This is a genomic window from Tropicimonas sp. (assembly GCF_047971885.1).
Classification (GTDB): domain Bacteria; phylum Pseudomonadota; class Alphaproteobacteria; order Rhodobacterales; family Rhodobacteraceae; genus Tropicimonas.
Genome location: NZ_JBKEAE010000066.1, coordinates 1 through 11,064, shown reverse-complemented (window position 1 = coordinate 11,064; position 11,064 = coordinate 1). Strand labels below are relative to the sequence as shown.

14 protein-coding genes and 1 pseudogene are annotated in these 11,064 nt (G+C 64.7%); all 15 read left to right on the top strand.

Translation table 11 applies throughout. The features are described 5' to 3' along the window. A pseudogene (locus ACK5IR_RS06895) lies at nucleotides 1-326 on the top strand (CbbX protein); the annotation flags it as partial. Further along, nucleotides 323-1,015 (top strand): ribulose-phosphate 3-epimerase, encoded by a 693-nt coding sequence (rpe, locus tag ACK5IR_RS06890; RefSeq protein ID WP_416927247.1) that lies wholly within the window; start codon nucleotides 323-325, stop codon nucleotides 1,013-1,015. The pseudogene ACK5IR_RS06895 and the gene rpe, both read left to right, overlap by 4 nt. Before the next feature lie 330 nt (nucleotides 1,016-1,345). Beyond that, nucleotides 1,346-1,954, top strand: coding sequence for a HyaD/HybD family hydrogenase maturation endopeptidase (locus ACK5IR_RS06885; RefSeq protein ID WP_416927245.1), 609 nt, complete (start codon nucleotides 1,346-1,348; stop codon nucleotides 1,952-1,954). A gap of 3 nt (nucleotides 1,955-1,957) precedes the next feature. Then, nucleotides 1,958-2,278, top strand: coding sequence for a HypC/HybG/HupF family hydrogenase formation chaperone (hypC, locus tag ACK5IR_RS06880; RefSeq protein ID WP_416927243.1), 321 nt, complete (start codon nucleotides 1,958-1,960; stop codon nucleotides 2,276-2,278). Nucleotides 2,279-2,288: 10 nt separating this feature from the next. After that, complete coding sequence (locus tag ACK5IR_RS06875; protein ID WP_416927241.1) at nucleotides 2,289-2,681, top strand: hydrogenase accessory protein; 393 nt, start codon at nucleotides 2,289-2,291, stop codon at nucleotides 2,679-2,681. 10 nt (nucleotides 2,682-2,691) lie between these two features. Beyond that, on the top strand, nucleotides 2,692-3,531 hold the full coding sequence (locus ACK5IR_RS06870) for a hydrogenase expression/formation protein (protein WP_416927239.1): 840 nt from the start codon (nucleotides 2,692-2,694) through the stop codon (nucleotides 3,529-3,531). Then, entirely contained in the window at nucleotides 3,528-4,334 is an 807-nt protein-coding gene (gene hybE / locus ACK5IR_RS06865; protein WP_416927237.1) for a [NiFe]-hydrogenase assembly chaperone HybE, read from the top strand. The genes ACK5IR_RS06870 and hybE overlap by 4 nt, the downstream gene beginning before the upstream one ends. Then, complete coding sequence (locus tag ACK5IR_RS06860) at nucleotides 4,334-5,212, top strand: hypothetical protein (protein WP_416927235.1); 879 nt, start codon at nucleotides 4,334-4,336, stop codon at nucleotides 5,210-5,212. Before hybE ends, ACK5IR_RS06860 begins: the two co-directional genes overlap by 1 nt. Next, complete coding sequence (gene hypA / locus ACK5IR_RS06855; RefSeq protein ID WP_416927233.1) at nucleotides 5,205-5,546, top strand: hydrogenase maturation nickel metallochaperone HypA; 342 nt, start codon at nucleotides 5,205-5,207, stop codon at nucleotides 5,544-5,546. The genes ACK5IR_RS06860 and hypA overlap by 8 nt, the downstream gene beginning before the upstream one ends. Before the next feature lies 1 nt (nucleotide 5,547). Then, nucleotides 5,548-6,360: a hydrogenase nickel incorporation protein HypB gene (gene hypB, locus ACK5IR_RS06850; protein WP_416927231.1), complete on the top strand. Its 813-nt coding sequence runs from the start codon at nucleotides 5,548-5,550 to the stop codon at nucleotides 6,358-6,360. 4 nt (nucleotides 6,361-6,364) lie between these two features. Continuing rightward, nucleotides 6,365-7,849, top strand: coding sequence for a sigma-54-dependent transcriptional regulator (locus ACK5IR_RS06845; RefSeq protein WP_416927229.1), 1,485 nt, complete (start codon nucleotides 6,365-6,367; stop codon nucleotides 7,847-7,849). A gap of 2 nt (nucleotides 7,850-7,851) precedes the next feature. After that, nucleotides 7,852-8,142 (top strand): HypC/HybG/HupF family hydrogenase formation chaperone, encoded by a 291-nt coding sequence (gene hypC / locus ACK5IR_RS06840; protein ID WP_416927227.1) that lies wholly within the window; start codon nucleotides 7,852-7,854, stop codon nucleotides 8,140-8,142. Continuing rightward, nucleotides 8,139-9,278 carry a hydrogenase formation protein HypD gene (hypD, locus tag ACK5IR_RS06835; protein ID WP_416927225.1) on the top strand — a complete coding sequence of 380 codons (1,140 nt, stop codon included), beginning with the start codon at nucleotides 8,139-8,141 and terminating at the stop codon, nucleotides 9,276-9,278. The genes hypC (ACK5IR_RS06840) and hypD overlap by 4 nt, the downstream gene beginning before the upstream one ends. Next, on the top strand, nucleotides 9,275-10,312 hold the full coding sequence (hypE, locus tag ACK5IR_RS06830) for a hydrogenase expression/formation protein HypE (protein WP_416927223.1): 1,038 nt from the start codon (nucleotides 9,275-9,277) through the stop codon (nucleotides 10,310-10,312). Before hypD ends, hypE begins: the two co-directional genes overlap by 4 nt. A 315-nt stretch (nucleotides 10,313-10,627) precedes the next feature. Next, nucleotides 10,628-11,064: amidohydrolase family protein (locus tag ACK5IR_RS06825; RefSeq protein WP_416927221.1), on the top strand; the 437-nt coding region annotated here is incomplete at its 3' end.

Here is an 11,064-nt window from a genome sequence, read left to right as displayed (position 1 = left end):
AGTTTCCCGACTATACCGACGCCGAACTTGGGCGGATATCGGCCTCGATGCTTGGATTGCTGGGCTATCGTTTCGATACGCCCGGGCGTGCGGCGATGGACGCCTATATCCGGTTGCGCCGTGAACAGCCGCATTTTGCCAATGCCCGTTCGATCCGCAACGCGCTGGACCGGGCGCGGCTGCGGCAGGCGAACCGGCTGGTCGAGCGGGAAGGCGCGGTCGATGCCGGCGCGCTGAGCACGATCACCGAAACGGATATCATGGCCAGCCGCGTCTTCAGCGGCGGGCTGAACGGTGAGCGCAGCGCAGGCGAGGCTACACAATGACATGTACCGGAATCAAGATTGCGCCGTCGATCCTGTCGGCGGATTTCGCCGATTTCGGTGCCGAGATCCGCGCCATCGAGGCGCAGGGCGCCGACTGGGTGCATGTCGACGTGATGGACGGGCATTTCGTGCCGAACCTTACCTTTGGCCCGCCGGCGGTCAGGGCATTCCGCCCGCATGTGACCACCTTCATGGACGTGCATCTGATGATTGCGCCGGTCGATCCCTGTATCGACGCCTGTGCCGGGGCCGGTGCCGACATGCTGACCGCCCATGTCGAGGCCGGGCCGCACATCCATCGCACGCTTCAGGCGATCCGCGCCGCCGGGATGAAGGCCGGGGTGGCGCTCAATCCCGGCACCCCGGCCGAGGCGGTGACCGAATTGCTGGACCTTGCCGACATGGTGCTGGTGATGACGGTCAATCCGGGTTTCGGCGGACAGAAGTTCATCGACATGACAGCCAAGATACGATCGATCCGAGATGCCATCGGCGATCGCGAGATTTACATACAGGTCGATGGCGGCATTGATTCGGAAACGGCACCGCTGGTGGTGGCTGCGGGTGCGGATGTGCTGGTTGCCGGCACTGCCGTATTTCGTGACGGATCGGTGGCGCGGCCCGAAATCTACGGGCAGAACATCAGGGCAATCCGCGCCAGCCTGAAAGATATACGACAGGCGCGATGATCGGGGAGAATGACCGCTGTCGGCCTGCCGGCGGAACTCCGGAGATTCGGCGGCCTGTCATCCGCCGGATGTTCCGGGGCGTCGGGCCGTCCGCAGGTTCGCCCATCTTTGATGCAACATAACTATCCTATAAATGCAGAAAACGGATAGTATGTTACCATCACAATATTCGCAAATTGGCCGGGATTTGGGAATTATCCTATCTGATACAGTGTGTTAGGTGATTTTCAGCTTCCCTTCAGATCGGTACTGTTTTCATCCCGGCATGCAGATCAGCCGCTATACTGGCACCAATGAAAAGCGGCATGCCACCGGGGAATGGAAGCGACGATGCCACAGCAGACCCTTGTTCTGGGGATTGGAAACCTACTCTGGGCCGACGAGGGGTTCGGGGTGAGATGCGTCGAGGCCTTGTCGCAGCGGTACCGGCCCGGGCCTGCGGTGACATTTCTGGACGGCGGCACGCAGGGGCTCTATCTGCTGCCGTTTCTGGAGCAAGCGGACCGGCTGATCGTCTTCGATGCGGTGGATTACGGGCTGAAACCCGGTACGCTGAAGATCGTCGAGGGCGATGGCGTGCCGGCGTTTCTGGGTGCCAGGAAGATGAGCCTGCACCAGACCGGTTTTCAGGATGTCATCGCGACGGCGAAGCTGATGGGATATTGCCCGGACGAGCTTCTGCTGATCGGCTGTCAGCCTGAGGAGCTGGAGGATTTCGGCGGCGGGCTGCGTGACTGTGTGGCGGCGCAGATCGGTCCGGCGCTGGAGATCGCGCTGCAACGGCTCGCCGGCTGGGGGGTGGCGATGGCGGAGGGCCGGGCCGATAGCGGACTGCTGGCGGACCCGTCGATTCTGCGGGCTGCCTACGAATCCGGCCGGCCGGGTGCTACCGAAGCCTGCCGGACCGGCGATGCGCGTTTCTTTCCCAAGGCGGGATAGGCGATGTGCATCGGCAAACCCATGCGGATAATCTCGGTCGACGGGGTCGCCGCACAGGCTACCGACGGTGAGCGTGAATACCTCATCGATCTGTCGCTGACCGGTCCGCTGGCACCCGGCACCCATGTGCTGACCTTTCTGGGCGCCGCGCGCGAGGTGATTGGGAAAGACGAGGCTGCCAGGATCGCCGAAGCCCTGGCTGCCCTGCAACGGATCATGGCGGGCGGCGAGGCGGGCGATGCCTTTGCCGATATCGAGCAACGCGGCCCGCAACTGCCACCGCATCTGGCTCGGGCGCTGGCCGATGGCTGCAACAGGGCATGAGGAGGACGCAATGACTGGTCATCCGCTGATCGACCGGCTGACGAACGAACTGGGCTATCCGCTGCTGCAAAGCCGCAGGGATGTCGAGCGGTTCCTGTCCCGCCCCGGCGCGCATGCGATCTTTACCCCCGGCGAGGCGGCGCGAAACCTCGAAACCGCCGATGTCGCGGTCATATTGCCCGAACTGCGCATGGCGTTTCAGAACGGCTTCGATTGCGCCGTCGCAGGCGATGGAGTCGAGGCGGAACTGCGCGAGGAAACCGTCGTGCGCAAGACGCCGGGCCTGATCTTCTATCGTGGCGAAAAGTTCGTCGGCGGTATCGCGCGGGTGCGGGACTGGAACGACTATATCGCCCGGGTCGGGTTTCTCCTGTCGCGCGAACCGGAACAGGTGGAAAACTGAGGGGAATATCATGGTCGGCAATTTCCACCTCCCGCCGGTCGGCTTCGGCCCCGGCTCGCAGCCACCGGACGAGGACGGCACCGAACTGCAATACATGCAGCTGCCTCAGGACATGGGCTGCTACACGCCGCATGTCCCGGATGTGGAAAATGCTGCCTCGCTGAGGCCCGCGCTGACACTTCTGGGACAGGTGGCCGAGGCCGCCCGGCGATGTGGACAAGCGGGGATCCGCGCGGAATTCGACCTGTCGCGCCTGAACGATGCGAACCGCGCCCTGGTGGCCGAGACGCTGGGTCAGGGCGAGGTTTCCATCCGCATGAAGGGGATTCCCGCCATCGCCGCGCAGGAAAGCGTGTTCGCCGGTATCTGGGTACTGAAAGGCGCGGGCATCGAGCGGGTCGAGGTCGGCCCGGTGCCCGCGCTGGCGCTGGAGCGCGCCTTCCACCCGATGGAGCCGGCACTTGGCGCGCTGGCGCCGCGCATCGCGGGACTGGCAAATGCCCCCGCGATCCTGACCGAACTGATGGACAAATCCGCCGGCTTCACGCCCGGTCGGCCGCCGCATGTGGTCAATCTGACCCTGCTGCCCCATACCGGGCCCGATCTGGAATGGCTCGATACCGCGCTTGGCAAGGGGTCGGTCACCATCCTGTCGCGCGGCTATGGCAATTGCCGGATCACCGCGACCGGGCAGGCACAGGTCTGGCGCGTGCAGTTCTTCAACTCGATGGACACGCTGATTCTGGACACGTTCGAGGTTACGGCAATGCCCGAGGTCACGTTGGCCGCGCCCGAAGACATGGATGACAGCGGTGCACGGCTCGGCGCGGTTCTGGAGGCGATTTCATGAGCGGCTTCGAAGGCTCCTACATGGGCGCGCAGGACAAGATCAGCCCACTGGCGATCATGGAGTGCAAGATCTGCTGGACGCCCTACGACCCGGCCGAAGGTGACGACAGCCGTCAGATCGACGCCGGAACGCCGTTTCTGGCCCTGCCCGACGACTGGTCCTGTCCGAACTGCGCGGCGCCGAAGGAGCAGTTTCTGGTACAGGCCGATCCCGGGTCGGACTGGGCGTGCGAGAATGCCTGGATGGTGGAACGCACCCACCTGCTGGAGAAGGACTTCACCGAAATCTGGCATTCCCGGATGCGCGATCTTCCGATGGTCAACAAGCTGCTGCGGATTCAGGCGGTCGGCTTCCGGTTGCACGAGGGGCGCCCGCTGGGAGTGCTGATTTCGCCGTGGTTCATGAACCTCGTCATGCTGCCCGCGCCGCACGAGGACTGGTCAGGCCTGATCACCGGCTCGAAGGAGGTTGTCGACTTCCCGTCGGGCCGCTACGAGTTCATCCGCAACACGCGCGAGATGGTGGGAGGTTACAAGGCCTGTTCGCTGTTCTCGCCGATGGAGCAATTCACCAGTCAGGCCAGGGCGGCCGAAGTCGCCCGCGCGGTCATGGTGGCGCTTTTCCAGCGCGAACACCGGGCCGGAACCGACCGGGCCGCCGATATCCGAGCCGCCCGCGAGGCAGAGCTGGCGCAGTCCGAACCGCAGGATAGCGGCGAAGACAGCGTACCGGCCCTGCACGGCATGCCCAGCCGGCGGCAGGTGCTGACTGCCGGCATCGCCGAGACGGGGGGGGATCCGTGATGGATCGCGCGCAGCGCTTCAGGATCGTTGCACAACCCGCCATTCCGCTTGACCGGCTGGTCGCCGGACGGTCCGTCGGGGATGTGGCCGAACTGCTTCCGCGCATCTTCAACATGTGCCGCACCGCGCAATGGCTCGCGGCTCGTCTGGCGCTTGGCATCGCGCCACCGGCGGGCGTGATCGACACCCTGTGCGACGAGATCGCGCGTGAGCACGCACTTGCACTGGCGGTTCGAATTCCCGCCGCCATGGGGCTTCCTCCCGGGCGCGATCTGCGCAGGACGATGGCGGCGCGGCACGCGGTTCTTCTGCCACAGGGCGACCTGCCGGGTGATGCCGACGGATTCCGGGCCTTTCTGCGAAGTCGTTGCGGCATCGCGCCGCTTCTGCGCCGCATCGACAGGGTTTTCGGCCCGGACACGGCCGTCTGCACCACCCTGCCGACGAGCCACCCCGGCAACATGTTCGGTACTGGCCCGGTGGAAAATTCCTGTGCGGTCCGGCATGCCAGCCATCCGGCAATGCGGTTGATCGAGACGACACGCGGACGCGGCCCGTTGTGGCGTATTGCCGGTCGGGTGCTCGATCTGGTGGCCGCGGAGGAACGGCGGCTGCCCCTGCCCTGCCGGATTGCGCCGGGCTATGCCGTTGTGCCGGCCAGCCGTGGCAGCTATGGCCTGCGCTGCGAGGTCGAGGCGGGTGTGGTCCGCAGGATCGAACGGGCAACACCGACCGGCCACATGCTGGCCCCCGGGGGGATTGCCGAACAGGCAATGGCGACACTGCCACCGGGGAAACGGACGCTTGCGGAAGTGGCGCTTGCCATCCTCGACCCGGGCATGCCGGTAAAGATCGCCCCGGAGAAACAGCATGCATGAGATGGCGCTGTGCGAGGGGATCCGCAACACGGTCGAACAGGTCGCCGCGACCCATGGCGCAACGGCGGTATCTCTGGTCCGGCTGGAGATCGGACGCTTCGCCGGGGTCGAGAAACCGGCGCTGGAATTCGCCTGGGAGGTGGTCATGCGAGGTTCGGTCGCCGAAGGCGCCACACTGGTGATGATCGACCTGCCCGGCAAGGCGATGTGTTACGATTGCGCGCGCGAGGTGGAACTGTCGGCGCGGCTCGACCCCTGCCCGGAATGCGGTGGTGGCAGGCTACTGCCGACCGGCGGGGATGAAATGCGTATCAGGGATATGGAGGTGACCTGAAATGTGTACGGTTTGCGGATGCGGAACGCAAAAGGTGGAAGGGCACGATCACAGCCACCATCACGGACATCATCACCGCCATGGCCATGGCGATCTGGATTTCGGTCAGGGGCCGGCAGGCACCGAAGTGCCGGGAATGAGCCAGAAGCGGCTGATCGAGATCGAGACCGGTATCCTCGACCGGAACGATCGCCACGCCGCCGCCAACCGCTCCTTTCTTGCCCGACGCGGGATATTCGCCGTCAATCTCGTCTCTTCGCCCGGATCGGGCAAGACCTCGCTGCTGTGCCGGACGATCGGGGCGCTGGGTGACCTGCCGCTCGCCGTGATCGAGGGCGATCAGCAGACCGCCAACGATGCCGAGCGGATCAGGGCAACCGGCGCACCGGCCGTACAGGTCAATACCGGCAAGGGCTGTCATCTGGACGGTCACATGGTCGGGCATGCAATGGAGCACCTGCCGATGGCGCCGGGCGGTCTGCTGTTCATCGAGAACGTCGGCAATCTGGTCTGTCCCGCCGCCTTCGATCTGGGCGAGGACGCCAAGGTCGCGATTCTGAGCGTCACCGAAGGCGAGGACAAGCCGCTGAAATACCCCGACATGTTCACGGCAGCCCGGCTTGCGATCCTGAACAAGACCGACCTCGCACCATATTGCGACGCCGATCTGGAACTCTACGAGGCGAATCTGCGCCGGGTGAACCCGGATATCGGGATCCTGCGCCTTTCGGCCCGCACCGGCGAGGGGATGGAAGGCTGGACCGGCTGGCTGCGGGCACGGCTCGCGGCCAAACAGCTCATGGCGGCGGAATAGGGCAATGGCCGAAACGCTTCCCACCATCCTGCTGGTCGATGACGAGGAGCATTCGCTTCACGCCATGCGGATGGCATTGGAAGACGATTTCGACTGTGTGACCGCCCTGAGCGCGGACGAAGCCGAACAGCGGATGCAGGAGCATTACGTTCAGGTTGTCTTTTGCGACCAGCGGATGCCCGGCCGTACCGGTGTCGAATTTCTGACCGAATTGCGCGATCGCTGGCCCGATACGGTGCGGATCATCATCACCGGCTATACCGAGACCGGCGACATGATCGCTGCGATCAACGAGGCCGGGATATATCAGTTCCTGACCAAACCCTGGCATCCCGATCAGCTCCTGATGGCGGCGCGCAACGCAACCGATCTGTTCCGGCTGAACCGCGATCACCGGCAGATGGCACTGGAGATGAGGCATCTTTCGCGCCGGATGGAATCGCGACTGGAGGATCAGCGCAGAGCGCTGCGCGAGGGGCTGGGGTTCGAAAACATCCTGCGCGGGCCCAATTCGCCGATGAATGCCGCTATTGCACAGGCGCGGCAATTCGCAACCTTCGACGTCCCGGTGCTGATCGTCGGCGAGCATGGAACCGGCAAGGGCGCCATGGCGCGGGCGATCCACTACGCGTCGCTCCGTTCGGACCGGCCGTTCTACCAGATCAATTGCGCGGGGGTTGACGACGATTGTCTGGCCGCCGACCTGTTCGGCGCCAGGCGCGGCGTCTTTCCCGATCACACCTCGGCGCGGTTCGGCCTGCTCCAGAAGGCCGGGCGCGGGACGGTGTTTCTGAACGGTATTGCCGATCTGTCACCCAGGATGCAGCAGGCGCTGTTGCGCCTGGCCGAAGACGGCGTGTTCCGCCCGCTGGGCGGACACGAGACGGTCAGCAGCGATATCCGGCTTCTGGCGGGAATCTCCGACGAACCGCGCAGTGCGGTGGCGCAGGGAAAGCTGCGCCCCGATCTCTACCACGCGCTTGCCCGTTGCGAACTCGGGCTCCCGCCGCTCCGCGCCCGGCGCGAGGATATCGCGCTCCTTGCCGAGCGCGCGCTGTTCGAATCCTCGCAGAAACATGGCAAGCCGGTGCATGGGCTCGCCGAGGACGCGATCGCGTTTCTGTCGGCCTACGACTGGCCCGGAAACATGCGCGAACTGGAAAACGAGATCCTGCGGATGCTGATATTCAGTCAGGACGCGGTTCTCGGCCCCGAGCTTATCTCGCGCCATATCCTGCAGGCGGCGCCAGTGCCCGAGGATGATACCATCGGCGCGCAAACGCTGCTGACGGCCGACCTTACCCTGAAGGAGCGCGTCGAGACGGTCGAGATCCGCATCCTGCGCGAAACGCTGACCCGGCTGAAATGGAACAAGAGCCGCGCCGCCGAAGAACTCGGGCTGAGCCGCGTCGGGCTGCGCTCCAAGATCGACCGATACGGCATCGCGGAACCGTCGCACCGGCAGGTGCACCAGACAGAGGAGGAGTAGCCATGTGTCTCGGGATTCCCGGACAGATAACAGCCATCACCGACCCGGCCCGCCAGATGGCGATGGCCGAGGTCTCGGGCGTCCGGCGCGAGGTGAATGTCGCCTGCGTCGACACCGGGCAATCCGGGGATCTGGTTGGCAAGTGGGTTCTGATCCATGTCGGCTTCGCCATGAGCGTGATCGACGAGGACGAGGCCGCCGCGACACTGGCGGCGCTGGAGGGCCTGGGCGAGGCGCAGGAAACCCTGCTGGCCATGGCCGAAGGGCAAGCCGCATTGGAGGGCAGGACATGAAATTCTCGGACGAATTCCGCAACCCCCGCGCCGCCAGGGTCCTGCTTGCCGCGATTGCCGATGAAATCGACGCGCTTGGCGCTACCGGTGAAAATCCGATCCGCATCATGGAAATCTGCGGTGGCCACACGCACTCCATCTTTCGCTTCGGTCTGGACAAGCTGACACCGGACGGGCTGGAATTCATCCATGGCCCGGGCTGCCCGGTCTGCGTCCTGCCGATGAGCCGGGTGGATGAATGTGTGACGCTGGCCGAGCGGCCCGAGGTCATCTTTACCACCATTGGCGATGCGATGCGCGTGCCCGGTACATCCAAGAGCCTGCTTCAGGCCAAGGCCGACGGCGCCGATATCCGCATGGTTTATTCGCCGCTCGACGCGCTGGAGATCGCCAGGCGAAACCCGGGCCGCGAGGTGGTTTTTTTCGGGCTGGGTTTCGAGACGACAACGCCCTCGACCGCGCTGTCGATCCGGCAGGCTGCGCGCGAGGGGTTGGCGAATTTCACCGTCTTCGCCAATCACATCATGGTGCCACCGCCGATCCGCGCGCTGCTCGACGATCCGCACATGATGCTGGACGGCTTTGTCGGGCCGGGCCATGTCTCGATGGTGATCGGCATCCACGCCTATGATTTCATCGCACGGGATTATGGCAAGCCGATCGTGGTCGCCGGGTTCGAGCCGCTGGATCTGCTGCAATCGGTACTGATGGTGCTGCGCCAGTTGCGCGAGGGGCGTTCCGAAGTCGAAAACCAGTATTCGCGCGTGGTGCCGGAACATGGCAATCCGGTCAGCCTCGAGGCGATCGCCGATGTCTATGAGCCGCGGCCGAAGTTCGAATGGCGCGGATTGGGCGAGATCGAGGAAAGCGGGCTGCGCATCCGCGACCGCTACTCGGCATTCGACGCCGAGGTGAAATTCGGCATCGGCTACAGCGCCGGCACCCGGGTGGCGGAAGAGCCCGATGGCTGCGCCTGCGGACAGGTGATGTCGGGGCGCATCAGGCCAACCGCATGTCCGCAGTTCGGCAGGGGCTGCACCCCGGAAATGCCTCTGGGCGCCCTGATGGTCAGTTCCGAAGGCGCCTGCGCCGCCTATTACCAGTATGGCGGCCACCGGGTGGAGGCGGCGGAATGAACATGTCGCCCCGCTCGCTGCGCGACACCCATGTCACCCTGTCCCATGGCGGCGGCGGCAGGGCGATGCGCAATCTGATCGACAGCGTGTTCACCTCTGTCTTCCTGCCCGACGGGATGGAGGATCAGGCCCGCCTGACCCATCCGGCACTGGCGGAACCGGGGGCGCGGCTCGCGATGACAACCGACGGTTTCGTGGTCGATCCGGTGGAATTTCCGGGTGGCGATATCGGCAAGCTGGCCGTCTGTGGCACAATCAACGACCTGGCGGTCGGCGGGGCGCGTCCGTTGTGGCTGTCGGCGGCCTTCATCGTCGAGGAAGGGACCGAAATTGCCCTGCTGCGCCGTGTCGTCGCCTCGATGGCAAGCGCGGCGCAGGATGCCGGGGTACGGATCGTCACCGGCGATACCAAGGTCGTTGCACGAGGGGCGGCCGACAAGGTGTTCATCACCACCACCGGCATCGGAGTGATCCCCCCGGGTCGCGACCTTGCGGCAGCGCATATCGTGCCCGGCGATGCGGTGATCGTGAACGGTGTTCTGGGCGATCACGGCGCGGCAATCCTGGCGGCGCGTGGCGAAATGGCGTTGCATTCGGACATCCAGTCCGACTGCCAGTCGCTGAACGGCCTGATGGAGGCCGCGCTTGCCGCCGCGCCCGGTATTCGCGCAGCACGCGACGCCACACGCGGCGGCCTGGCCAGTGCACTGAACGAAATGGCGGACGAGGCCAACGTCAGCATCCTGCTGGAAGAGGACCGGCTGCCGCTGCGCAGCGATGTTCGCGGGGTTTGCGAGATCCTCGGTCTCGATCCTCTCTATCTGGCGAACGAAGGTACCCTGGTGATGTTCGCGCCACCCGATCAGGCCGAGGCAGTCCTCGGCGCGATGCGGGGAACAGCAGCGGGGTGCGATGCCTGCGTTGTCGGTCATGTGACCGACCGGCGCGGCACCGCAGTTTCAATGACGACATCGTTCGGCGGAACGCGTATCGTCGATATGCTTGTGGGCGAACAATTGCCGCGTATCTGCTAGCCTGGGAACAGCCTGATAACGCAGCCGAGCGCCAGTTTCGGAATCGCGTAAATTTCGCCGTGCAGGGGTAATCGTTCCAATGGTCAAGGGATGCGAAAGCCGAATTTTCCTATGCGTCCTGTGGTTGCAAAAGCGAACCGCACTGCATCAGCGCCGCACTATAGCTTGACCGATCTGTGGTCTTGCACGTTGTGGGACCCGCTACTCATTGCCTCTAACTATCACCCTGGTTTCGCACGCTGAATCCTTCAGATCATTCGGCAATAAAGCCGCTCGGCGCCTTGCATCCACAGGAAAAGCGGTAAATGGTTGCTCATGAACAAGGTTACCGTGAGCACCTGGGCCGATGCCGCCCCCAAACTCGTGGCCGTGGCCGCAGGCCGTGCCGCCGCCGATCTGATCATCCGCAAGGGCGTGTGGGTCAACGTGCAGAGCCGCGAGTTGCTGCCCGATCACGACATCGCCATCGCCTGCGGGCGAATTGCCTATGTCGGCCCCGATGCCAGCCATTGCGCCGGCCCCGGCACGCAGGTGATCGAGGCCGGGGGGCGCCACATGCTGCCCGGGCTCTGCGACGGGCACATGCACATCGAATCCGGCATGCTGACCCCGGCCGAATTCGCCCGGGCGGTGATCCCGCACGGCACCACGACGATGTTCACCGACCCGCACGAGATCGCCAATGTCCTCGGCCTCGAAGGCGTGCGTCTGATGCATGACGAGGCGATGATTCAGCCGGTCAACATCTTTAC